The organism is Streptomyces fagopyri, from assembly GCF_009498275.1.
Lineage (GTDB): Bacteria > Actinomycetota > Actinomycetes > Streptomycetales > Streptomycetaceae > Streptomyces > Streptomyces fagopyri.
The window spans coordinates 1563536-1587074 of the sequence record NZ_CP045643.1; the positions used below are offsets into that span (position 1 = coordinate 1563536).

The 23539-nt window shown below is 72.6% G+C and carries 23 protein-coding genes; 3 read left to right on the forward strand and 20 right to left on the reverse strand.

Annotation, left to right across the window (positions count from 1 at the left end; genetic code table 11):
- Positions 1-489: 489 nt before the first annotated feature.
- The 6 genes from GFH48_RS06665 to GFH48_RS06690 all read right to left on the reverse strand — a co-directional run bounded on the left by GFH48_RS06665 (position 490) and on the right by GFH48_RS06690 (position 5194).
- A complete protein-coding gene (locus GFH48_RS06665; protein WP_153287365.1) occupies positions 490-1071 on the reverse strand; it encodes a TMEM165/GDT1 family protein in 582 nt (193 codons plus the stop codon).
- Between the two features lie 365 nt (positions 1072-1436).
- Positions 1437-1712, reverse strand: coding sequence for a hypothetical protein (locus GFH48_RS06670; RefSeq protein ID WP_153287366.1), 276 nt, complete (start codon positions 1710-1712; stop codon positions 1437-1439).
- 64 nt (positions 1713-1776) lie between these two features.
- Positions 1777-3228, reverse strand: a complete 1452-nt coding sequence (locus GFH48_RS06675; RefSeq protein WP_153287367.1) for a WGR domain-containing protein — start codon at positions 3226-3228, stop codon at positions 1777-1779.
- Positions 3229-3401: 173 nt separating this feature from the next.
- The gene (locus GFH48_RS06680) at positions 3402-3836 is read right to left on the reverse strand and encodes a VOC family protein (protein WP_153287368.1); all 435 of its coding nucleotides are present in this window, start codon (positions 3834-3836) and stop codon (positions 3402-3404) included.
- An 87-nt stretch (positions 3837-3923) separates the two neighbouring features.
- The gene (locus GFH48_RS06685; RefSeq protein WP_153287369.1) at positions 3924-4628 is read right to left on the reverse strand and encodes a DUF2470 domain-containing protein; all 705 of its coding nucleotides are present in this window, start codon (positions 4626-4628) and stop codon (positions 3924-3926) included.
- A gap of 143 nt (positions 4629-4771) precedes the next feature.
- Entirely contained in the window at positions 4772-5194 is a 423-nt protein-coding gene (locus GFH48_RS06690; protein WP_153287370.1) for a winged helix-turn-helix transcriptional regulator, read from the reverse strand.
- A gap of 99 nt (positions 5195-5293) precedes the next feature.
- On the opposite strand from GFH48_RS06690, the gene GFH48_RS06695 reads away from it, so the two are divergent.
- The 3 genes from GFH48_RS06695 (at position 5294) to GFH48_RS06705 (ending at position 7771) form a co-directional block, all read left to right on the forward strand.
- Positions 5294-5809: a carbonic anhydrase gene (locus GFH48_RS06695; RefSeq protein WP_153287371.1), complete on the forward strand. Its 516-nt coding sequence runs from the start codon at positions 5294-5296 to the stop codon at positions 5807-5809.
- A gap of 109 nt (positions 5810-5918) precedes the next feature.
- The gene (locus tag GFH48_RS06700) at positions 5919-6473 is read left to right on the forward strand and encodes a carbonic anhydrase (RefSeq protein WP_153287372.1); all 555 of its coding nucleotides are present in this window, start codon (positions 5919-5921) and stop codon (positions 6471-6473) included.
- 242 nt (positions 6474-6715) lie between these two features.
- Positions 6716-7771: an MBL fold metallo-hydrolase gene (locus tag GFH48_RS06705; protein WP_153287373.1), complete on the forward strand. Its 1056-nt coding sequence runs from the start codon at positions 6716-6718 to the stop codon at positions 7769-7771.
- A 92-nt stretch (positions 7772-7863) separates the two neighbouring features.
- Here the strand turns inward: GFH48_RS06705 and GFH48_RS06710 are convergent, their stop codons facing one another.
- The 14 genes from GFH48_RS06710 to GFH48_RS39895 all read right to left on the reverse strand — a co-directional run bounded on the left by GFH48_RS06710 (position 7864) and on the right by GFH48_RS39895 (position 23533).
- Positions 7864-8832, reverse strand: coding sequence for a sugar kinase (locus GFH48_RS06710; protein WP_407698613.1), 969 nt, complete (start codon positions 8830-8832; stop codon positions 7864-7866).
- A gap of 50 nt (positions 8833-8882) precedes the next feature.
- Positions 8883-9782, reverse strand: coding sequence for an SMP-30/gluconolactonase/LRE family protein (locus tag GFH48_RS06715; RefSeq protein ID WP_153287375.1), 900 nt, complete (start codon positions 9780-9782; stop codon positions 8883-8885).
- A complete protein-coding gene (locus GFH48_RS06720; RefSeq protein WP_153287376.1) occupies positions 9779-10411 on the reverse strand; it encodes a bifunctional 4-hydroxy-2-oxoglutarate aldolase/2-dehydro-3-deoxy-phosphogluconate aldolase in 633 nt (210 codons plus the stop codon). Before GFH48_RS06720 ends, GFH48_RS06715 begins: the two co-directional genes overlap by 4 nt.
- Before the next feature lie 31 nt (positions 10412-10442).
- On the reverse strand, positions 10443-11255 hold the full coding sequence (locus tag GFH48_RS06725) for a hypothetical protein (protein ID WP_153287377.1): 813 nt from the start codon (positions 11253-11255) through the stop codon (positions 10443-10445).
- 2 nt (positions 11256-11257) lie between these two features.
- Positions 11258-12403: a galactonate dehydratase gene (dgoD, locus tag GFH48_RS06730; protein WP_153287378.1), complete on the reverse strand. Its 1146-nt coding sequence runs from the start codon at positions 12401-12403 to the stop codon at positions 11258-11260.
- Positions 12400-13137 carry a FadR/GntR family transcriptional regulator gene (locus GFH48_RS06735; protein ID WP_153287379.1) on the reverse strand — a complete coding sequence of 246 codons (738 nt, stop codon included), beginning with the start codon at positions 13135-13137 and terminating at the stop codon, positions 12400-12402. Before GFH48_RS06735 ends, dgoD begins: the two co-directional genes overlap by 4 nt.
- 31 nt (positions 13138-13168) lie before the next feature.
- The gene (locus GFH48_RS06740; RefSeq protein ID WP_153287380.1) at positions 13169-13942 is read right to left on the reverse strand and encodes an SDR family NAD(P)-dependent oxidoreductase; all 774 of its coding nucleotides are present in this window, start codon (positions 13940-13942) and stop codon (positions 13169-13171) included.
- Between the two features lie 65 nt (positions 13943-14007).
- Entirely contained in the window at positions 14008-16113 is a 2106-nt protein-coding gene (locus GFH48_RS06745) for an alpha-galactosidase (protein ID WP_153287381.1), read from the reverse strand.
- Positions 16110-16967, reverse strand: a complete 858-nt coding sequence (locus tag GFH48_RS06750) for a carbohydrate ABC transporter permease (RefSeq protein ID WP_153287382.1) — start codon at positions 16965-16967, stop codon at positions 16110-16112. Before GFH48_RS06750 ends, GFH48_RS06745 begins: the two co-directional genes overlap by 4 nt.
- The gene (locus GFH48_RS06755) at positions 16967-17905 is read right to left on the reverse strand and encodes a carbohydrate ABC transporter permease (RefSeq protein WP_153287383.1); all 939 of its coding nucleotides are present in this window, start codon (positions 17903-17905) and stop codon (positions 16967-16969) included. Before GFH48_RS06755 ends, GFH48_RS06750 begins: the two co-directional genes overlap by 1 nt.
- Before the next feature lies 1 nt (position 17906).
- Positions 17907-19190 (reverse strand): ABC transporter substrate-binding protein, encoded by a 1284-nt coding sequence (locus GFH48_RS06760; RefSeq protein ID WP_153287384.1) that lies wholly within the window; start codon positions 19188-19190, stop codon positions 17907-17909.
- 35 nt (positions 19191-19225) lie between these two features.
- Positions 19226-21394 carry a glycoside hydrolase family 27 protein gene (locus tag GFH48_RS06765; protein ID WP_407698614.1) on the reverse strand — a complete coding sequence of 723 codons (2169 nt, stop codon included), beginning with the start codon at positions 21392-21394 and terminating at the stop codon, positions 19226-19228.
- A gap of 911 nt (positions 21395-22305) precedes the next feature.
- Positions 22306-23172 (reverse strand): M48 family metallopeptidase, encoded by an 867-nt coding sequence (locus tag GFH48_RS06770; RefSeq protein ID WP_322746979.1) that lies wholly within the window; start codon positions 23170-23172, stop codon positions 22306-22308.
- Positions 23159-23533: a hypothetical protein gene (locus GFH48_RS39895; protein WP_322746980.1), complete on the reverse strand. Its 375-nt coding sequence runs from the start codon at positions 23531-23533 to the stop codon at positions 23159-23161. Before GFH48_RS39895 ends, GFH48_RS06770 begins: the two co-directional genes overlap by 14 nt.
- Positions 23534-23539 lie beyond the last annotated feature (6 nt).

Sequence of the window (23539 nt, forward strand, 5' to 3'; positions counted from 1 at the left end):
CCCGCAGGGCCCCGAGTATGCCTGTGCCCGGCACGAAAGCGCGACGTCAGGTCTCCTCGCGGCCGACGACCACGGTATCGCCAGGTCCGGGCGGGTCTCCGCGTTCCGCCCACCGGGATCGCGGGCCCGTACGGCGGCGGCGGTGCGGGAGCCCACCGACGTCCCGGGGAACGGGCCGTCCGGGCGCGGAGGGAATTCCGCCGCTCTCCGACGGCGCGCGTGTCCCGGCGTCCGCCGCCGCTCCCCGCCGGCCCCTTTCCCGGTCAGAGGTGGGGGCCGGGTCGCCGTCGGCGTCGACCGGCCTCCGTGAGGTCGCCGCCGACCGGTCGGGGCCGGTCGGCCGGGTCCGGTCGGCCGGGTGGGACCGGTCGCGAGGCCGGTCGGGTGGTGAAGCCCGGACCGAGTTCCGGCGGCACCCCCTTCCGCACCACCGCGACGGACGACCGGCCGACCGGACCACGGCCGGTGTCCCGTGACGGCGCGGGTGTCTCAGCCGGTGAAGGCTTCGACCAGGGTCCAGACGGCGAGTCCGCCCATGCACAGGGCGCCGACGCGCTGGACGTTCTTCAGGGGAACGCGCTGGGCGATGAAACGGCCCACCAGCAGGGCGAGCGCGGAGACCGACATCAGGGCCAGGGCCGAGCCGATGGCGGTGGGCAGCCAGCCGTTGGTGGCGGCGAGGTTGGCCGTGGTGATCTGGGTGAGGTCGCCCCATTCGCTGATGAAGACGGCCATGAAGGCCGTGGTGTAGACGGGCCAGAAGCCGGTCACGGTCTTCGGGCCGCCGTCCTCGTCCTCGTCGTCTCCCCCGCGCAGCAGGACGAAGGCGCCGAACGCGAACAAGGCGGCGGAGACGAGCTTGACGGCCATGCCGGGAAGCATGCCGAGCAGGCTGCCTGCGCCGACGGCGATGGCCACGTGCACGATGAAGGCGGTGGAGGTGCCGAACCACACGTACAGGGGCCGCATCCGGGTGCCCATGGCCAGTGAGGCGAACATGGTCTTGTCGGGGAGCTCTGCGAGGAAGATCAGCCCGAAGGCGGTGATGAGCGCCAGGGGGTCGAAGGTCATTCCCTTGCTTTCTGCTGGGGCCGGGCCGACGGCTCGTACGGCACCCACGGGGCGACGGGAGGAACCACTCGGCCCGGCACGACGGGGCGACCCGCACGGAAATGCGGGTCCGGTCATGCCTGGCCGAAGGTCTCGTCCGCCCCGCACTGTGTGCGGTGGCCCGGTGGCCGGGGCTCCCTCGGGTGCCCAGTGTGTCGACCAGCGGTTCTCGGGACTACTCCCCTTCGCTGCCCTTCACCCTAACAGGCGATCCTCGCGGCCCGCCCCGCTCGCGGGCCGCCCCGGCCGCGGCCCGTCCTACTCACCCGGGGGCGTGCCCGCGCGGTCGGGGACACCTCTCGGCCCGGGGAGGACCGCGATCGCGGTCAGGGGGTGTCACCCGACCAGTCCCAGCAGGCCCCGCCGCCCGGGCGCGGGTCGTACATCGCCCGGCCGCCGGCACCGAACCGCCCCAGTTCCGTCTCGAGGGCGACGCCGGTGCCGGTCTCGTCCGGTGTCCAGCCGGTGATGTCGAGCAGCAGGCCGTCCAGCGGACCGCCGACCAGCTCGCCGTAGACATGTCCCGGCTGTGGACCCCGCCGGGGATCGTCGTGGTCCGCGCCGTAGACCCGGCCGCGCAGCAACTCCTCGTCCCTGTCCATACGTCCCAGGATTCCAGTCACCACTGACAACGCCGGGTCGCGCGAGGCGCTCGACGGGCCCCGGTCACAGCAGTCGCCGGATGTCGCCGCGGACACGGTAGAAGCCGCCGGCCGCCGGGTGCAGGGCGTCCACGACGTAGCGCGCGCCGGGCTGCCGTATGGTCCGCGGGAACTGGACGTTCCAGGACGTGTCGTAGCCCTCGGACACCACCTGTACGCGCAGCCGGCCGTTCGTCCGTACACACTCGACGACGATCGCCCCGCCCGGGGCTCGCGCCACGGTGGTCACCGCGTCCACGGCCGTGACCGGAGCGCGGGCCGGCAGGGCCGCGGCGAGCTTGACGTCCCGCGCCACCGGCACCGTCCCCCGCTGTGCCGCGGCGACCGCCGCCTCGCTCGCGTCCAGGCAGACCAGCGAGCCGTCCGTGGTCACCAGGTACAGGCGCTCGTCGCGGTACTGCATCGACAGCGCCGAGCCACCGCCGGTGCCGAGCTTCCACAGGCGGGTCCCGTCCCGGTCGAAGCAGTAGACGGACGACGACGCGTCACCGGCGAAGACGAACCGTCCGCCCGGCGAGGTCGCGCACGAGTAGACCGCGTTGTCGCAGGTGTAGGTGGCCTCGATCGTGCCCGTCTCCTTCGACAGCCGCTGGACCACACGGTGCGCGGTTCCCGCGTACACGGCGTCGTGCTCCTGCCAGCCGAACAGGACGCCGCCGCGTGTGGTCGTGTGCCACAACTCGCCGCCGCCGTCCGGTGCGTAGGCGGTGACGCCCCGCTGGTGACCGTGGTACACGGCCCGGTCGTCGGCACGGACCATCCAGGCGTGTTCGCCCTGGCTGCGTCGGGCCCACTGATGCTCGTCCTCGTGATCGATGACGGTGAGCCGGCCGCCGCGGTCCGAGACGTTCAGTACGCCCTCGTGGATGTCCAGCCAGAAGATGTCCACGTCCGCCGCGACGTCGTACGCCGCGAACGGCACCTTCGAGGACAGGTCGTAGACGCTGCCGTCGTCGCAGCCCGCGTAGATCCAGAAGTCGTCGGCCACCAGGCACTTCACGCCGTCCGGCAGGCTGAAGTGGGCGAGGACGCCGCCTTCGTGGTCCAGGGTGTAGACGTCGCCCGCCTGGTTGCCGACCCAGCAGCGGTCGTCGTCGACATGAATGCCGAACGCCGAGGAGCCGGTGCGGAACCGCCACAGCACGGGGGCCACCGCGCGTGCGGTGGACGGCGCCGAGGCGACCTGACGCCGGGTCACCGCGCGCGGGGCGCGCTGCCCGGCGACGGCCGGGGCATAACCCTTGCGGACCTTCTCCCCGACCTTCTTCGCGGCGGCGGACCGCGCCTTCTCCGGCGTGGCGAACGACGTCGTCTGGGTCTGCCCCGCGCCACCGATCCGCCCGTACCGCACGGTCACCACCGGGCCGTCGACGCCCACTTCGTAGAACTTGTGCGCACCGTCGCTGTCCTGTGAAAGCTCCAGATACGTCGTCGGCACCGCGGACCCGGCAGCCATGGCAGACCCCTCCCCAGGACGGACCCACGGCCTGTCCCGCCGGTCCCACTTCCCGAACCGTAGAGGGCACCACTGACATGAGTGCCGGGGAACCGGCGGGGTGGCTCACGGGCGCGCGCACGCCGGGATGTCCGGCATCGCCCGATGGGCGACCCCGCCGTCCCGCGGGACACTCAGTCGAGACAGAACTCGTTGCCCTCGATGTCCTGCATCACGATGCACGACTCGTTGTCCCCATCGGCCAGCAGTACCCGCACACGTGCCGCGCCGAGCTGGACCAGTCGTACGCATTCGGCCTCGAGCGTGGCCAGGCGCTCCTCGCCCACCAGCCCGGTGCCGGCCCTCACGTCGAGATGCACCCGGTTCTTGACGACCTTGCCCTCGGGCACGCGCTGAAAGTACAGGCGCGGGCCCACACCTGAGGGATCACTGCAGGCGAACCACGAGTCTCGGTCCTCGGGAGACTGGGAGCGGTTGAAGTCGTCCCACGTGGCGAATTCCTCCGGCGGCGGTGGTGCGACGTATCCCAGCACCTCGCACCAGAAGCGGGCGAGACGCTCGGGTTCCGCGCAGTCGAAGGTGACTTGGACCTGCCTGATCGTTGACATCGGCGCACCCTACCAAGGCGGCTACGACGCCCATGTCCCGGCGGGGATCGGCGGGTTGCCGGGAGAACGGCCCCCGCCGGCCCCCGGTCAGGCGAAGAGGCGGCTGGGGTGGGAGGCGCGTCGGGCCGTGGCCAGGAGGCCACGGATCCGGGGGCCGGCCTGGTCGATGTCGTCGACAGGCGTGGCGAACGGCAGCCGGACGTCGCGGTGCGTGGTGGGGTACTCCAGGCGCAGGGTCACGCCGTAACGGTCCACGGCCAGGGGAACCGCACGGATCACGCCCCGCACCGGCTGTGGCCGCACGAGCCGCAGGAGCAGCGGGACGAGTTCCTCGTGGCTGTCCACGAGGTGAGTCAGCATGCCCGCCTCGCTCGTGGCCATCGGGTCAGGGCCGACGGCCTGGAGTTCGTCCAACGTGACGAACCGTCGGCCCCCGCCGTCCTCGATGACCGCCTGCCCGAACTCCATGCAGGCACTTCGGGACGACTCGTCGCCGTAGGGAGCCGCGAGCAGCCCGGTGAGGGTGACACGGGCACGCAACCGGTCGCGTACGGCCGTGGGCGCGATGTCGGTGAACTCGAGCCGGACCGGGACGCGCGCGCCGGGCTCGGCGGGACCGCCTTCCGCCGGAGCGTGGAGGTGGAGGCGGCCCAACGCGCCGGCGCCGTCGAGACGGTTCACCTCGGTGTGGCTCCCGTCGCTCACCACGGTCATGGACTGGGCCGCGTACAGGATCGACTGCACACGTTCGGCGGGGGTCGGCCGCGTGACGCGGGCGCTGTGGAAACGCATGCGAGTTCTCCAAGGTGACTGAAGAGGCTGAAGAGGTCCGAGTCAGTTACTTAGGTAAGGCAACCTAATTCACCGCAACGCGAAGGGGGACATCCGCGCACACCCTCGACTCCGGAGCCCCTGCCACCCAGCCTCCAAGGGGCCTATCCACGCATCACCGGAGGATGCGTGCCCCCGGCGACCTCGAACCCGCCCGGCCGGATCTCCTCATGACACTCACCGCAGGTGGTCACCGGATGCAGCACCGCTCCGCAGGTGTGCCGGAAAACGGCCTTGGGTTCGGCATGACCCGTGTGCCGCTCCCCCCATTCCTTGAGCGTGAGGATCACGGGAATCAGGTCCGCGCCCGCTTCCGTCAGGTGGTACTCGTGGCGCACGGGGCGCTCCGAGTACTGGCGCCGCACGATGACTCCGGCCTCCTCCAGCCTGCGCAGCCGGCCGGTCAGCAGGGTCCGCGGCGCGCCGGTGAGTCGGGCCAGGTCGGAGAAGCGGTGGAAACCGTAGAGCAGTTCGCGCAGCACCGGCAGCGAGTAACGGTCGCCGAGCACCTCCAGCGCGTCGCTCATCGAACATTCCCGGGGACTTGGTATCGATTCTGGACTCACGTTGCTACAGTACACCTGACTGAGTCCAGAAAATGTACTGACTAGGAACAGGTGCGCATCATGGGTGTCGTCGAAACCCTTACCGACCGTAACGCCGAGTTCGCGAAGAACGGCTTCACCGAGGGCCTGCGGATGATGCCCGCCCTCAAGACCATCGTCATCGGCTGTGTGGACCCGCGTGTGGACCCCGCGGCCGTCCTCGGCGCGGAGCAGGGGGAGATCGCCGCCATCCGCAACGTGGGCGGCCGGGTCACCCCGCGCACACTGATGGAGCTGGTCATGCTCCGCAAGGTGACCCAGGCCGCCGGGGCGGACCTCGGCCCCGGCTGGGAGCTCGTCGTGCTGCACCACACCCAGTGCGGGATCGGCCTGCTGGCGGACCAGCCGGAGCTGCTCGCCGACTACTTCGGGACCGACGCGGCCGGCCTGCCCGCCCAGGCGGTCGGCGACGCGCGCGCGGCCGTCGCCCACGACGTCGCCGCCCTGCGAGCGGAGTCCCGGCTCGAAGGCGTACGGGTCTCCGGCCTTGTCTACGACGTGGAGACCGGCCGCGTCGAGACCGTCGTCGAGCCGTAGTCCGGGCGGAACGCCGGACCGCGGCCGCCCGCTCGACATCACAGGGGCGGGCAGGCGCCGGCGCCACCGCTCACCCCTCTTTGCACGCCACATGCCGACAGGAGCTGTCATGACCGACACGGACGAACTGGTCCGGCGCAACGGGGACTTCGTCGCGGCGGAGTTCCGCACGCGACCGGGTCTCACCATCAACCCCACGGGCAACATGATGGTCGTCGGCTGCGTCGACCCCCGGGTGGATCCCACGCGGATTCTCGGACTCGGACTGGGCGAAGCGGCGGTGATCCGCAACGTGGGCGGCCGTATCACCCCCGCGACCCTGCGCACCATGAACATGCTCGGCAAGGTCGGCGCGGCGAACCCGGACGGCAAGGTGAGCGGCGACTGGAACCTCGTCCTGCTGCATCACACCGACTGCGGCATGACCGACCTGGCCTCCTTTCCCGAACTCCTCGCCGAGTACTTCGAGATCCCGGAGAGCGAACTCGCCGCCAAGTCGGTGAGCGACCCGTACGGTTCGGTCCGGGTGGACACCGACCTCATCCGGCAGGAGATCCGCAGGCCCGACTTCCTGGTGTCCGGGCTCGTCTACGACGTCTCCACCGGAACCGTCGAGATCGCCGTCCCGCCCACACCGGTCCCGGCCGACCGACTGCCGGACTGATGGACCGCCCGGTTGGCTGCTTGGCCCGACCAGCAATCCGGGAGTCGGCTGGTTCGGTCGGCTGGTCGGTTCGGCCGGTCGGTCGGTTCGGCCGGTTCGGCCGGTTCGGCCGGTTCGGCCGGCTGACGCACTGACTGTCCGGTCAACCGAATTACCTGAGACTGTGTCTGACGCCTGGTCAGCCTTCGCTCCGCGCGCGGTGCGAAAAAACCGTACGCCGCGGAACCCACGATCGGACAGCCATGTGCGATTCCACTCACGCCTCCGTGCCCGATGCCGCGCGCACCGCCCCGCGTCCCGCGCCCGGCACCGCGACCGACCCGATCGCCCTCGCTCCCGTCGACGAGATCAGGATCACGGTCCTGATGGACAACACCTACGACGCGCTGCTGGTCGGTGACAGCCGGACGGGCAGAGCCGGTTTCGGGCCCGCGACCGTTCCCGCCGGACAGTTCGTGTCCGGCCGGACGTCCGTCGGTCTGCTGGCCGAGCACGGCTTCTCCGCCCTGGTGACCGTTCGGCGCGCGGAACGTGACACGACCCTGCTGTTCGACGCGGGTCTCTCACCCGACGGGATGGTGGACAACGCGAGGCGCCTCGGCGTCGATCTGACCGCTCTGCAGGGCGTCGTCCTGAGCCACGGCCACTTCGACCACGCCGGTGGCCTGAGCGGTCTGGCGGCCGAGCTGGGCAGCGGCCGGATGCCGATGGTCGTGCACCCCGCCGTGTGGACCCCGCGCCGTGTCATGACGCCGCAGAACGTCTTCGAGATGCCCACCCTCAGCAAGACGGCCCTCGACGCCGAGGGGTTCGAGGTCATCGAGCGGCGCCACCCCTCCCTGCTCGTCGACGGGAGCGTGCTGATCACCGGTGAGGTCGACCGCACCACCGGTTTCGAGCACGGCATGCCCGTCTCCCACCAGGCGTGGCGGGACGAGCACTGGCGTCACGACCCCCTCGTCATCGACGACCAGGCGCTGGTGGTGCACCTCAGGGGACAGGGACTGGTCGTGCTCACCGGGTGCGGACACGCCGGTGCCGTCAACATCGTGCGCCACGCGCGACGGCTCACCGGCGTCGCCACGGTGCACGCCCTGCTCGGCGGTCTTCACCTGAGCGGGCCCGCCTTCGAACCCGTCATCGGCCCCACGGTCGCCGCGCTCACCGCGCTGGCCCCGAAGCTGCTGGCTCCAGGGCACTGCACCGGCTGGCGCGCGCAGCACACCCTCGCCGCGGCCCTGCCGGCGGCGTGGGTTCCCAGCAGCAGCGGCACCACGCACCATCTCGTCGCCGCCTGACGCCGTCGCACGTCACCCCGACACCGTCACACCGCGCCTCGACGCCCCTTGGCGCAAGCGCGCCTGTGGCCCGGGGAAGCCCTCACTTCCCCTCACCGGCCGGACGATTCCTCCCCGGCGGACGATCCCTCCTCGCGCGCCACCCGCGCCCACTCCTCGGCGGACAACGCGAGGAGCCGGCGTACGGACCCGGCGTCGGGCAGCGAGCCGTGGTCGCCCGTCACCCCGAGGGCGGAGACGGCCGTGATGTGGCCGAGGCGCAGGGCGCGCGCCAGGGTCTCCCCGCGGAGCAGACCGGCCAGGAATCCCGCGGCGAAGGCGTCACCCGCGCCGACGGGTTCGACCACCCGCGTGCGCAGCGCCGGCACCACGACGACGTCTCCTTCCAGGACCGCGGCGGTGGCGGATTCGGCGCCGTCCTTGACGACGACGATCCGCGGACGCGGCAGCAACTCCCGTACGCCGTCGGCCGTGAGGTCGGCGCCCCACAGGTTCTGGGCCTCGTCCAGACCGACGAAGACGACGTCCGCACGGTCGGCCAGGTCCCGCAGGACGGTGGCCGCCGTGTCGTCGCGCCACAGGGCGGGGCGGTGGTTGACGTCGAAGCTGACGGCGTACGGCCGTTCGGCGGGCGCGGTGCCCAGCGCGCGGCTCACCAGTTCCCGGCAGGACGGGGACAGCGCCGGGGTGATCCCGCTGACGTGCAGGAGGGACGCTGCGCGTACGGGTGGGGTGTCCAGCAGACCGGGGCCGAGGGCGGAGGCCGCTGACCCGGAACGGTAGTAGTGGACGCGGGTTCCGTCCGGGTGAGGGGACTTGAGGAGCAGACCGGTGGGGCGGTCGGGGTCGGTGCGGACATGCGTGACGTCGACGCCCGCGGCGGCGACGCAGGCCCGGACGCGCCGGCCGGGCGCGTCGTCGCCCAGGGCGGAGAGCCAGGCCACCGGTATGCCGTGGTCGGCCAGGTACATCGCGACGTTGGACTCGGCTCCCGCCACCGTCAGGCGCAGGTGCTCGGCGTCCTCCAGCGGACCGACCGGGTCCGGAGCCAGGGCCGCCATGGTCTCCCCGACGCACACGACGGGGCCGGGGGCGGGACGCCACGGCGCGGTCACGCGGGTCCCCCGGCCGGCAACACCGGCGGGAGCGCGGCGTCGTGGAGGCGGAACGCGGGCGTCGGCGGGCCGGGCACGTCCACACGGACGGAGAAGACCGCGCCGTCCTCGGGACGCGGATCGGTGAGCCCGACCCGGGCGGTGGTGACGTGCAGGACGTCGTGCTCCAGGCACACCCCGGCGGGTTGGCTCGCGGGCAGTCGCAGGACGCGGTCGGGCGTGCCGTCCGCGAGGTGACGGCGCACGGTACCGGTCCCCCACACGGCAACCCACAGGGCTCCCTCGGCGTCGACGGTCATGCCGTCGGGGCTGCCGTCGTCCACCGTGGCGAAGACCTCGGCCGTCCCGAGGACGCCGGTGTCCGGGTCGACCGGGTGGCGCCGGATCACTCCCCTGGCGCTGTCCGCGAGGTACATGACCGTGCCGTCGGCGGTGAAGGCGGGGCCGTTCGCGATGGTGATGCCCTCCAGGACCCGGACCACGGTGCCGTCGTGGTCGACCCGGTAGAGCGAACCGGCGTTCTCGTCGGCGTCGTAGCCCATGCTGCCCGCCCAGAAGCGGCCGGAGGGGTCGGCGACCGCGTCGTTCATGCGCGTGCGGACCGCCGCGCCGTCCTCGGGCCGGGCCAGCCAGGTGGTCGCGCCGCCGGGCGCCAGCAGGCAGACGCCGGTGTCCGCGGCGGCGATCCAGGTGCCGGGGTGCCCGGCCACCGGGGCCACCGCGCCTACGGGGAACGGGAGTCGGGCCAGAGGCTCCAGGGGGCCGGCCGGGTCCTTCGGCGCCCTGAGGAGGCGACCGGCGAGGAGGTCGACGAGGACGACCTCCTCGCCCGTCCAGCGGATGCCCTCGCCGAGTTCCAGGCGGTCGGGGCGGGTGACGAGCGCGGGGGTGTTCATCGTCCGGCCTCCTCCGCCACGACGCGGAAGGCGCGGGCCCGGTCGCGGAGCGCGGCGAGGCTGCCTCCGTCCGCGGCGTCGCCGACCAGGGGCGAGCCGACACCGACGGCCGTGGCCCCGGCGGTGAGACAGGCGTGGGCGGCGGCCTCGTCGATCCCGCCGACGGGGACGAACGGCGCGTCGGGGAAGGGGCCGCGCAGTGCCCTGAGGTAGTCGGCGCCGCCGAAGGGCGCGGCGGGGAAGAGTTTCAGGGCCTCGGCGCCGAGCGCGCGGGCGGCGATGACGTCGGTGGGGGTCAGCACCCCGGCGAGGACCGGCAGGCCCAGGTCCCGGGCCGCGCCGACGCCGTCGCCGAGTCCGGGTGTCACCACGAAGCCGGCTCCCGCACGGTGTGCGGCGCGGGCGTCGTCGGCGGTCAGGACCGTCCCGGCGCCCAGGAGCGCGTCGGGCCCGAGCGCGTGCCGGGCCCGCTCGATGACGGTGAGGGCGTCCGCTCCGCTCAGGGACACCTCTATGAGGCCGACGCCCTCCTCGGCGAGGGCCAGTACCGTGCGCAGCGCGGCGTCCGCGTCGCCTCCGCGGACGATGGCGAGCAGTCGACGGGCGGCCAGGGCGGCTTGCAGATCCACGGCAGGGAACTCTCCTTCTGGACAGCGGTGTTCAGGGGCAGCGGCAGACGGTGCTGAGGGTGAGGCGCCAGCGCACCTCGCCGGAGCCGGGGACGCGGGCGGCGTCGTCGGGTCCTGCCTCGGCGAGGTCGAAGACACGGCCGAGCATCGGTTCGACGCCGATGCTGCGGTAGGGGGCGTGCTGGGGGAAGCCGCCGAGGTTGCGCCACAGGGCGACCGACACCGGCTGCTCCTCGGCGTGCAGGGCCAGGCCGAGGCGGTCGGGGCCGTCGTGGACGCAGGCCCGCCGGGCGTCGACGACGGCCCCGACGGCGGTGCCGTCGTCGGGGCCGAGCCGGTGCAGGGGGACTCCGCACGGGGACGGCCACGCGCCGGTGATCCAGGGTGCGCCGGCCGGCCAGGGGCAGTCGACGAGCGCGGCGGCCTCCGGGAACAACCGGGTGGGCGCCCCTTCCGGCAGGTGGAGGGTGGCGGCGGCCGACAGGTCGAGCAGGGCGTGCGCGGCCCAGACGAAGCGGAATCCCGGCTCGGCGGTGAGGACGTAGTCGGCCTCGGCCCCGTCGGCCGTGGCCCGGATCGTACGGCGGAGGGTGAAGTCCGCACCGCGTACGGCCTCGACGGCACCCTCCCGGGTCCAGGGCCGGGACCAGACGTCTCCGTGGTCCGGGGTCCCGCGGACGGTGGGGACACATTCCTCCAGGCCGCCCGCGTCGACGAACGCCGATCCGGGAACGGTCTGTTGGCGCGCGGGGTCGGGGCGGTGCCAGAGCCACTCGCGGCCGGGGGTCGCGAGGGAGGTCCAACGGCCGCCGTGGAGCGGGTCGGTGACGATGTCCAGCGGCATGCTCACCACTCCGCGAAGGAGCCGTCGGGGTGCCGCCACACGGGGTTGCGCCAGGCGTGCCCGGCACGGTCGGCGGCGCGTACGGCGGCCTCGTCGACGCTGACGCCGAGGCCCGGCGCGGTGCCGCGTGACGCGTGCCCGTCGACGAACCGGAAGGGCTCGGGGTCGACGACGTAGGAGAGCAGGTCGGCGTCCTTGTTGTAGTGGATGCCCCTGCTCTGTTCCTGGATGAGGAAGTTCGGTGTGGCGAACGCGACTTGGAGGCTGGCGGCGAGGGCGATCGGGCCGAGGGGGCAGTGCGGGGCGAGGTGGGCGCCGTAGGTCTCGGCGAGGGAGGCGATGCGGTGGACCTCGGAGATGCCTCCGGCGTGGGAGAGGTCGGGCTGGGCGACGGCGATGCCGGCGGTGAGCGGCGCGAGGAACTCGGCGCGGGAGTAGAGGCGTTCGCCGGTGGCCAGCGGTACCGGGCTGGCGCCGACGAGCCCGGCGAGCAGGTGGTTCTGCTCGGGGAGGACCGGTTCCTCGACGAACAGGGGGTGCAGGGGGGCGAGTTCGTTCAGGACGCGGCGGGCGTTGGCGGCGGTGAAGCGGCCGTGGAAGTCGACGGCGACGTCCCGGTCGGGTCCGAGGACGTCGCGGGCCGCGGCCACGCGGGCGACGACCGCCGCGGTCTCGGCCATGGTGGCGGCCGGCCCGACCCGTCCGGCGCCGTTCATCTTCACGGCGGTGAATCCGGCCTCCACCTGCTCGCCGATCTGGTCGGTGAGTTCGGCGGGTTCGTCGCCGCCGACCCAGGCGTAGACCCGGACCCGGTCGCGCACGGGGCCGCCGAGCAGGGCGTGCACGGGGGCGCCGTAGGTCTTGCCCGCGATGTCCCACAGTGCCTGGTCGAGTCCGGCGACGGCGCTGGACAGGACCGGGCCGCCCCGGTAGAAGCCGCCCTTGGTGAGGACCTGCCAGTGGTCCTGGATACGGAGCGGGTCCTGGCCGAGGAGGTATTCGGCGAGGACGTCGACGGCGGTCCTCACCAGTTCGGCGCGGCCCTCGACGACGGGTTCGCCCCAGCCGGTCACGCCCTCGTCGGTCTCCACGCGGCAGAACAGCCAGCGCGGCGGTACGAGGAAGGTTTCGACGCGTGTGATCTTCACCGGCCACCGGTGCCTTTCGGGTCTTCGGGTTCGCCGATCCGGTCCAGGTCGCGGCCGGCCTGGTCGAGCAGGGCGCGCATGGCCGCCTCGGCGGCCCGCGGGTCCCGGTCGCGTACGGCGTCCAGGACGGCGCGGTGGGCGGGTACGGGGTCCTCGCTGTGCGGGGCGCTGTGCACGATGCTGTCGCGGTGGGCGAGGCCCGACTCGATCACCACCTCCATGCGTTCCAGGAGTTCGTTGTGGGTCGCGGCGAGCAGGGCGCGGTGGAAGGCGAGGTCGGACTCGACGGCGTGGGCGGCGCCGGTGCCGTCCTCCCCCATCGCCGTCAGGGCGTCCTCCAGGGCGGCGAGGTCGGCGTCGGTACGGCGCTCGGCGGCCAGCCGGACCGCGGCCGGTTCGACGATGGCGCGTACCTCGGCGAGGTTGCGCAGCAGGCCGAGGTCGGCCTCGGCGGAGCCGGCGCCCTGGATCTGCCAGCGCAGCACGTCGGCGTCGAGGAGGTTCCAGTCGGAGCGGGAGCGCACGAACGTGCCGCGTTTCTGGCGGGCGTCGACCATGCCTTTCGCGGCGAGGACCTTGAGGGACTCGCGCAGCGCGGTGAGGCTGACGTCCAGCTCACGCTGCAGCGCCACGAGGTCGAGCGTGGCCCCCTCGGGGATCTCGCCCCCGAGGATGCGGCGGGCGAGGAACTCCACGGTCTGACCGTGCACGCCGCGGCGGGCGTAAGGCGTCATGTCGTACAGCCTTTCGGTGGTCGGGGCTCGGTCATGCGGAGGCCTTCAGGACGCTCCAGCCGCCGTCGACGAGCAGGTGCGACCCGGTGATGTACGAGGCCTCGTCGGAGCCGAGGAACGCGATGGCCGCGGCCACTTCCGCGGGGGTGCCGAAGCGGCGGGCCGCCGTCTCGGCGACGCTGCGTTCACGCTCCTCGGGCGGCACGCGGTCCCAGGCGGCCGTGAGGATCGGTCCCGGCAGGACGGCGTTGACCCGGACCTCGGGCCCGTACTCGACGGCGAGTTGTCCGCACAGGGAGAGCAGAGCGCCCTTGGACGCGGCGTAGGCGGGATGTCCGGGGATGCCCTTGTGGGCGTGGACGGACGAGGTGAGGACGACCGCGCCGCCGCGGTCGCGCAGGTCGGGCAGGACGGCGCGGACCCCGAGGAAGCCGGCGGTGAGGTTGACGTCGAGCTGGCGGCGCCAGGAGGCGAGGGAGAGTTCGTGCGCGGGCCGGACGTCGACGGTGTAGGCGTTGCTGACCAGGAGGTCGACCGGTCCGAAGGAGTGGGCGGCGTCGACGACGCGGCGCCAGTCGTCCTCGTCGGCGACGTCCGTGCGTACGAAGCGGGCCCGGCCGCCCTCTTCGGTGATCCGTTCCGCCTCGGCGCGGCCCCGCTCCTCGTCGATGTCGGCGAGCACGACGGCGGCTCCCTCCTGGGCGAGGCGGGCGGCGGTGGCGGCTCCGATGCCGGAGGCGGCCCCGGTGACCACGGCCGTGCGGCCGGTGAAGCGGGCACCGCCGCCTCGTGCGGGCTGGTCCATCGTGGGTTACGGCTCCTTCGGGATCGGGCACGGGATGCGTGCCCATGGGGCGGGGTGGGTCGAACCTACGCCGGTCGCCGGGCCGGATGGCGGCTCAGCACGACCAGTTCGGCGTCGTGATCGGCGGACCAGGCGAACGGCAGCCCGTAGTGCAGGAGGTGCGCGCCGCCGTAGGTCGTGCCGGAGACCTCGTCGCGGTAGCGGGCGTCCGGATCGAGGCCGCGCGGGCGCAGTCGGGCGGGGCGGCCCGGTACCAGGGGGGCGCCGTCCAGGCGTCCGGTGTTCAGGGCGGCGACGACGGTCCGGCCGTCCGCGCCGTCGTACTGGACTCCGCAGGTGGCGTCGTCCGGGCTGCCGAGGAGGCGGGCCTCGCCGTGGTGGATCACGTCGCGTACGTCCTTGTAGCGGGCGATCCACCCGGCGGCCTCGGTGCGTTGCCGCGGGGACCAGGTGCGCAGGTCGGCGCCGATGCCGAGGACGCCGCACATCGCGGTGACGAAGCGGAAGGCGAGGCTGCGCGGGCGGGGGTCGAAGATTCCGGGGGCGTCGGTGACCCAGGAGCTCATCACGTGCGGGGCGTGGGCGTGCAGGAAGCCGTACTGGATGGCGAGCCGGTCCAGGGGCGCGGTGTTGTCGCTGGGCCAGACGACGTCGGTGCGGGCGAGGGTGGTGTGGTCGACGCGGCCGCCGCCGCCCGCGCAGCCCTCGACCGTCACATGGGGGTGGGCGGTGCGCAGGTGGTCGAGGACGCGCAGGTATCCGTGGACGTGTGCGGCGTCGAGGTCGAGGCGTTCGGCGGGGACGGGGCCGGGCCGGCCGCGTTCGGTGGGCGGCCGGTTCATGTCCCACTTGAGGTAGTCGATCCGGTGCTCGGTGAGCAGTCGGTCCAGGGTGGCGAGGACGAAGTCCTGCACGTCCTCGCGGCCGAGGTCCAACAGCAGTTGGTTGCGCACCAGTCGGGAGGGACGGCCGTCGATCCGGTAGGCCCAGTCCGGGTGTTCGGCCAGCAGCCTGCTGCCGGGGCTGACCGCCTCGGGTTCGATCCACAGGCCGAAGTCCATGCCGAGCGCGCGGACGTCCTCGACGAACCGGTCGAAGCCGTCCGGGAAGGCGGCCGGATCGGGGTACCAGTCGCCGAGGCCCGCGGTGTCGTCCGCGCGGCCGGTGAACCAGCCGTCGTCCACGACGAACAGCTCCACGCCCATGTCGGCCGCGGACTTGGCGAGTTCGAGCTGTCCGGCCGCGTCGACATCGAAGCCGGTCGCCTCCCAGGAGTTGTAGAGGACCTTGCGGGGACGGTGCAGCCGCTCTCCGGTGAGGTGGCGCTCGTAGCGGTGCCAGACGCGGGAGAGGCCGTCGAGTCCGTCCGCGCTGAACGCGCAGGCGAGGCGGGGCGTGGTGAGTGTGGCGCCGGGGGCGAGGAGGACGGCGCCCTCGTGCGGTACGCGTCCGGCGCGGATCCGGACGGCGCCGCCGGGTTCGGCCTCCGCGGTGATGTGCCAGTTGCCGGCCCATTCCAGGGCGAGGCCGTAGGCGGGCGCGTCGTCCGCGGCGAGGTCCTGGACGGCGAGCCAGGGCGCGTAGGCGTGTCCGGGGGTGCCCTGGGTGCTGCCCATGGTGAAGGTGCCCCGGGTGAGGGCGAGTCGGGTGTGCTGGAACTCCTGCGACCACTGTCCGGTGAGGTACGTGAGCCGGGCGCCGGAGGTGACCGGTACGTTGACGGCGCCGGAGTCGAAACGCTCCAGGCGCAGCTCCTCCGTGCCGGTGCAGGTGAGTTCGGTCCAGCGGTGCAGGACGTCGGTGCCCGGTACGACGGCGTAGCAGAGGGTGGTGCGCAGGCCGATGAGGTCGTCGGTGAAGGTGAGCCGGAGCGTGCCGGGGCCCTCCTGTGCTCCGGTGAACTCCCACCGGACGCCGCGTTCCCGTCCGGGGCGGCCGGCGATCAGGTCGGCACCGGTGAACGGCCGCTGCCCGTGCGGCAGGTACTCGGCGGGGGCCGCGTCGGCGGGGGTGATGAAGTGGGTGCGGTGCGACCAGTCGAGGGCCGAGGGTCCGTCCTCGGCCCCGTGCGGGCCCCACGCGTCCAGTTCGGCCCAGGGGCCGTCCGGCGAGAGCCGCACGGTGTAGCTGGTGTTCTCGGTGCGCAGGGTCCAGCGGTCGTACGGCGTCACTTCACTGCTCCGAGGTTGAGTCCGGCCACGAAGTGGCGCTGGAAACGGAGGAACACGGCCACCGTCGGGGCGGCGGCGATGACGGAGCCGGCCGCGATCACGTTCCACATGGACACGTACTGTCCCTGAAGTCCGATGAGGGCCGCGGTGATGGGCATCTTGGTGTCGGTGCGCAGGACGGTGATCGCCCACAGCAGGTCGTTGAAGATCCAGGTGAAGGACAGGGCGCTGAGCGCGGCGAGGGCGGGCCGGGTGAGGGGCAGGATGATCCGCCAGAAGATCTGCCAGGGCCCGGCGCCGTCGACGACCGCCGCCTGCTGGATCTCGACGGGGATGGACCGCATGAAGCCGTGCAGCACGAAGACGTAAAAGCCGACGCCGAAGCCGATCTGCACGCCGATCAGCGCGGGCAGGGTGTCGTACACGCCCATGAGTTCGCTGAGTTTGGAGACCGGGATCAGCAGGATCTGCGGGGGCAGCAGGTTGCCGCCGAGCATGAGCAGGAGCAGCGTGCGGCGCAGGGGCATCTCGTAGCGGCTGAGCCCGAACGCGGCCATCGCGGCCAGTGCGAGGGTCACCAGGACGCAGGGGACCGTCACGAGCAGGCTGTTGACGAGGGCGCGCTGCTGGCCGCCGTCGACCCAGGCCTGCCGGAAGTTGCCGAGGGTGAAGGACCGGGGCCAACTGCCCAGCCCGTGCGCGGCGATGTCGTCGAAGGACCGCAGGCTGGTGACGAGTACCAGGGCGATCGGCAGCAGCCACAACAGGGACAGGGCGCCGGCGCCGGCGTGGAATCCGGCCGTGGACAGGCGGCGTCGGCGCAGGGCGGCGGCGGAGGTCTGCCGAGTCGTCATCAGTCCGCCTCCCGGAAGGCGCGTACGAGGTAGGAGGCGATGACCCCGAAGGCCAGCAGGAAGATGACGACGGCCAGGGCCGAGCCGTAGCCGAGCCGCAGGGACTGGAAGGCGGTGGAGTACATGTAGGTGCTCAGGAGTTCCGAGGAGTGGTAGGGGCCGCCGCGGGTGAGGGACCACACCACGTCGAAGGAGCGCAGCGAGTCGATGACGATGACGGACAGGACGACCGCGTTGACACCGCGCAGCTGGGGCAGCGTCACATGGCGGAACGACTGCCAGCGTCCGGCGCCGTCGACCTTGGCGGCTTCGTACAGGGCGGGGTCGATGCCCTTGAGGCCGGCCAGGTACAGCACCATGACGTAGCCGATCTGGCGCCACAGGGCGGGCACGATGACGGCGTACAGGGCGGTGTCCTGGTCGGCGAGCCAGGCGTGTCGCAGGCTGCCGAGGCCGACCGCCTGGAGGAGTTGGTTGAGGACGCCGTCGGGCTGGTAGATCGCCTGCCAGACGAGGGCGGTGGCGACCAGGGAGAACACCACCGGCAGGAACAGGGCCGCGCGGTAGAAGCCGACGCCGCGGCGTTCCTGCTGGAGCAGCAGGGCGGTGGCGAGGCCGAGCAGCGCGGACAGTCCGCCGAACAGGACCAGCCACAGCACGGTGTCGAGGGCGGCGGTGCGGAAGATGTCGTCGTGCAGCATCTCCCGGAAGTTGGCGAGGCCGACGAAGCGTGGGGCGGAGACCCCGTCCCAGCTGGTGAGCGCCAGGTAGAAGCCCTGGAGCGCCGGCCAGAAGACCCAGACGGCCTCGGCGAGCAGCGGGACGAGGACGAACGCCAGGACCAGCGGAGGGGTGCGTCGCGGGCCCCCGGCCCTTCGGCCGCGGGGCGGCGTCGGGACCGGGGTCGTCTTGCGGGCGGCCGTGGTGAGGACGGCCACGTCACGCTCCCCAGATCTTCTGGGCGTCGCGCTGCCAGTCCGTCAGGATGCTGTTGATCTCCTTGGGCTTGGCGATGAACTTGGTCAGGGCGGCGTCCGCGGTGGGCTGGAGGGCGTCGCTGGAGTCTCGGTTGAAGAACTGGGTGATCTCGGCGGCCTCCGCGACGTGCTTGCGGCCCTTGACCACCAGCGGGGTGCCGGTGTCCTTGGCGTCGGGGTGGCACGGAAGCGCGGTGCCCGAGGAGCCCTTGAGGTAGATCTCCTGGGCCTCGGCGCCGGCCAGGAACCGCAGCAGGTCGAAGACCTGGTCGCGGTGGCCGGAGCGTGCGCTGGCGAAGTATCCGTCGGTGGGCGCCTCTTCGGCGAGCGGGACCTTGGGGTCGATGACGGGGAAGCGGAAGAAGTCGATGTCGTCCAGGGCGTCCTTCGGTGCCGCGTCGGCGAAGAACGTGCCGATCAGCATCATTGCCGAACGGCCGTTGAGCAGGGCGGTGGTGGCGTCCTGGAAGGCGACGGCGGTGCCGCTGGGGTCGAAGAACGGAAGGACCTCCTTCCAGCGGTCGAAGACCTTGTGGACCTCGGGGTCGTCGAAGCGGTGCTTGCCGGCGAGGAGTTCGCGGTGGTACTGGGCGCCGTTGATACGGATGTCGAGGTAGTCGAACCAGGCGGAGGCGACCCAGGCGGTGTTGCCGCCCGCGCCGAGACCGATCGGTGCGACGCCCTTGGACTTGAGCTTGTCGCACAGGTCGAGGAAGCCGTCCCAGTCGGTGGGCGGAGTCACGCCCCACTTCGCGAAGTTGGACTTGCGGTAGAACATGCCCCACCAGTAGTAGGTGGTCGGCACGAAGACCTTCTTGCCGCTGCTTGAGGTGCACAGCGTGTGCAGGGCCTTGGAGTAGCGCTGCAGGTCGGGCGAGGTCCAGACCTCGTCGAGTCCGAGCAGGAGGTTCTTGCGGGCGTAGGCGTCCGCGACCGAGCCGGGGTACCAGGTGTAGACGTCCGGCGGGTTGGCGGAGGTGAGGTACGTCGGCAGCTGGGTCCGGAACGTCTCGGCGGCGACCGTGTTGAGGTCGACGGCGCCCTTCTTCTTGTAGGCGGCGACCAGGTCCTGCATCGCGGCCTTGGCCTGCGGCGCGGAGAGGTTCGACTGCAGGGAGACCGGGCCCTTGGAGGAGGTCTTGGACGAGGACGAGGTGGAGGTCACGCAACCGCTGAGCAATGCCGCGGTTCCGGCCGCGCCGGCTCCGGCGATGAAGCGTCGGCGGCTGGTCTGTGAGTGGGTCATGGAAGGCTCCTGCCAGGTCAGGACGGTTGGATGATCTACTTGAACGCGGTGCGGTGCACGGTGCCGTCGACTCCGCGGTAGACCGCGTCGACCGATCCGTTCGCACCGGCGGCGGCTCCGAGCGCTCCGTCGAACGCGGCGCTGGGGAACTCCTGCCGCTTCGACCAGCCCTGCCAGGAGCCCGCCTCGTACCGCTGCTGCCAGAGGGTGTAGTCACCGGCCCGCGCGTACAGGAGCACCTGGTCGCCGACGGTGACGAGGGTGGGGCTGCCGCTGACCGTGCCGCCGAGCGCGCTCCACTGCGACCACTGGCCCGAGGTGTCCCGGGAGAGGGTCCAGATGTCGTCCGACGCGGTCCGTACGGCGACGTGCACCCGGCCGGTGGAGTCGACCGCCGCGGACGGCCTGCCGTACGTCACCCGGTCGTCGGGGGTGCCGAGCGAGGTCCAGCCGGTGGACGGGCCCCGCTGCACGATCCGGCCTTCGCCGTCACGGGCGACGAGCGTCCAGTGCCCGGGATCGGTGAACGCCACCGACGGCGCGTCCACGAGTCGTCCGCCCAGGCCCTGCCAGTCGCCCCAGTGGCCGCCCGCGTAGACGCGCCGGTAGGCACGGGAGTCGGCGCCGCGCACGAAGACGTCGATACGGCCGTCGGCGGAGGCGTGCACCGCGGGCTGGCCGAGGATGCCGCCCTTCACCGGTCCGCCGAGGTCCCGGGTGCGCGGCGTGCCGCTTCCGGTGTCCGTGTGCTGGACCAGCGTGCCGTGGGGCCCGCGCAGGAAGGTGTGCACGGTGTCGCCGGAGCGCGCGACCGCGGGGTCGGAGGTGGTCCGCTCCCCCAGGCCGGTGCCGGGCAGCGCGTCCGCGCCGGTGAGCTTGAGGAACGCGGTTCCGTGGGCGGGCACTTCGACCGTGTACGAGTCGGTGTGGACGCCGCGGTCGGCGCGGGCGCGCAGATCGCGCACGGCGACGGGACCGCCGAGGGCGGTGTCGGCGAAGCGTACGGTGCGCTGGGCCGGCTCGTCGGAGCGGTTGAGCAGGACGACCGCCCGCTGTCCGCGGCCCGAGAGGACCTTGCTGTACACGTCGCCGGTGTCGTCGGAGGCGACCCGCACGCCCTGGACGCCCAGGCGGTCCTGGTCGACACCGATGATCTCCGGGTTGCGGAGGGTGGCCAGCATCGAGGAGTTCAGGGTGCGGGGGTCGGAGCCGAGGACCAGCGGGGAGGCCATCTCGGCCCACATCACGAACTGGCTGGTGGACTCCTCCTCGGTCAGCTCCGGTGTGCCGTCGGACATCGGGCGCATGGGGATGAGGTAGTCGGGGTCGTTCCAGTGACCGGGGCCCTGTGCCTCGGGGTGCCAGGCGTTGGCGTCCATGTTGCGCAGGATGTTGGGCCACTCCCCCGGGGTCGGTGTGCCCCAGGCGATGTCCGTGCCGGTGCGCCAGGAGTCGGCGATGGCCGGGGCGTAGGCGAAGGTGTTGTGGGCGTCCTGCTCGGGGGTGTGCGGCAGGCCCCAGTCGTCGGTGAGCGGGTTGCACAGGTTCAGCAGCATCGGGCGGCCGGACTTCGCGACCGCGTCGCTGAGTTCCTTGTACGCGGGGCCCGGATCGAGCTTCGCGCCGATGCCGCAGAGGAAGTCGACCTTGATGGCGTCGATCTTCCACCCGGCGAACTGCCGTGCGTCGTCGTCGTAGTGGCCTCGGCTGCCCAGGCCGCAGCTCTTCCCGCCGTCGTACGTGCCGGCGTCGGTGTAGATGCCCGCGCGCAGGCCCCGCTGGTGCAGGTACGAGACGAGGGCGGGGATGCCGGAGGGGAATCGCTCGGGGTTGGCGACCAACCGGCCCCGCGCGTCACGCGGATTGTCGGCCTGCCAGCCGCCGTCGAGCCAGACGATGTCGTAACCGCTGTCCCGCAGACCGCTGCTGACCAGCTTGTCGGCGACGGAGCGGACCTCCTTCTCGGTGGGCGCGCCCAGGCCGTAGTAGGTGTTCCAGCCCATGTAGGGGGTCGGGGCGAGTCCACTGTCGTACGAGGCGGACGCGCCGTGGTCCGCACCGTGGTCCTGCGGGGCGGACGCGGAGGTCGAGGCGGAGGCGGTGGGTGCCGTGGTCGCCGCGGCGACCACCATGGCGGCGGTGGCGACACTACGGCGGGTGAGGCGCCGGAGTCCGGGCCTCGGTGCGGGTGCTTGCGAAGTCACGTGCCACTCCCGTGGGTTGGGAAGCAGTAGGGGCGTGACGCGGGCCGCACCGGACCGTGGGCCCCGGCGTCACGGCGACGACTTTGGCGTGAGGCCGAAACCTTGTCAATATTAATTCCTAATTTAATAGAAACCGTGATCGTCATCTGCCCGAAACCTTGACAGGGCGCGGACGCCGGGGCAGGGTTCGGCAGCGTCGCCACGGGCGTCGGCGACGTTGTCCTCGTGCACCGAGTCACGCGCCTCGTTCGTTCGACATCCCTGATCGGAGCCAAGGTCCACGTCGCATCAGCCCTCCCCGCCCGGCCGGGGTACCGTCCTCCCGGCGGAGCCCACCCCGCTCGCGGGATCGGGTAGCGGCGCGGCCCTGCCCGCGACCTCGGCGACCTCGGGCGACCTCCGCGGCGGTCGAGACGGGTCAGCGGGGCACTGTTTCCGGCCGGGGTGACCTCCGGCGGCCGGAGCGCCGACGCCGTGCGCGGCCCGGCGGAGCACTTCCGGCTCCGTTCGCCCGAACTGGAGTTGTGGTGGCAAAACGGTACGGCGAGGCGGCGCCGCACGGGCCGGTCCCGGCCGCGCCCGTCGTCGGCGAGGAGCGGGACCCGCGCACCGCACGGTTCGGCATCCGCCGGTTCGGTCACGGGTATCGGGTGCCGCTGGTCTTCCGGACCGACAGCGACTCGTACGGGCGGACGGTGGGCCTCGCGGGCCGGCCTGGTGGGCGGCTCTTCACGGTCCGGACGAGATCGCCCGAGGGCTGTCCCGTGACCCCGGTGGATCAGCGCGCGACGTCGGACGCGGCATGTCGCGAAGCGGCGAACCCTCCTCGTACCGGGTGTGTCCGGTCGGCCCGGCAGCGCGGCGAGGGGCCGTGGCTCTCGCCGCGGCCGCCGGGGAGCACGGGACAGCCCTCAGGCGCGGAAGCCGTCGCGGACGATGCGGCGGGCCACCGTGGCGCGTGCTCCCGCGAGTTCGGCGGCGATCCGCCGTTCCCTGTCCTCGCCCGTCACCACCGCGGCCGGTGCGGACGGACCGGCCAGGAGACACGTACGCCTGAGGTGGGTCGGCGGGTGCGTCGCGTCGACGCTGTGCCCGCGCCGGGCGCCGACGCGCCGCTGCCGCTCGTACTCGTCCTCGGGGATCGACGCCATGTAGGCCCTGAGCCGCTCCCAGATCTCCTCCGCCCCGCCCTCGGCCGCTCGGGCGCCGTGCGGTCCGGTGAGGGAGGCCCGGTTGGCCTCGCGGCGCAGGGTGACCTCGGCCGACTCGGTCACCAGGATCCGGTCCATCAGTCCCACGGCCGCCTCCGTGGACGCGGCACGGGCGGCCCCGCGGTCGGCCAGGTACTCGGCTCGTTGGGCGGCCCGCAGTGTCAGATGGTCGAGCACCGTCAGCATGCCGTGGAGAAGCAGACGCGGCACGACGTAGAGCAGGTTGGTGACCATTTCGACGGCGGACGGACGGGGGATCGGAACGAAGTAGTAGTGCCAGGTGGTCAGTGAGCGGTACGCCGTCGACACCACCAGGCCATGGCGGGTGTCGCCGTTGCTGTAGTGCGCGAGTTCGTGGCCCAGCAGGGCGACCCGCTGCTGCGGCGTGAGGATCTCCCACAGAGGCAGACCCAGTGTCAGCAGTCTCCGTCCGCGCACACCGTGTGCCAGGACGCTCGCGTTGACGCACGCGTCGACCACGACCTGGTCGACCCCGCGGGTGCCCACGACCGCCGCGACCTCGTCGACCAGCGCGTACAACTCGGGCGCGTCCTCACGGAGCAGCACCGGTCCCGCCGAGGGCCAGGCCCAGGGTGACACCGTGGACGGCGAGGGCGATCACGAAGGCGAGCAGTGAGGCCGGGTCGCGCCGGGCCCGCGGGCTGCCGCCGGCCGTCACCTCCGTCACCTCCGTCACCTCCGTCAGCAGCCTCTCGCCGTGCCGTCGCGCCAGGGCACGACGCGCCCGGTCCAACCTGTCCCGCTCCCGCTCCCGGTCCCGCTCCGGCCCTTCCGGATCCACGTTCCACTCGCAGGCGCCGCACCAGACGACGAACCTGCTGTCCGCGCGGATCACGGCTCCGCACTCCGGGCACGCCTGCGACTTCTCCTCGACGGTGCGCACGATCGCGCTCTCCCCCTCCGCCACGACCCC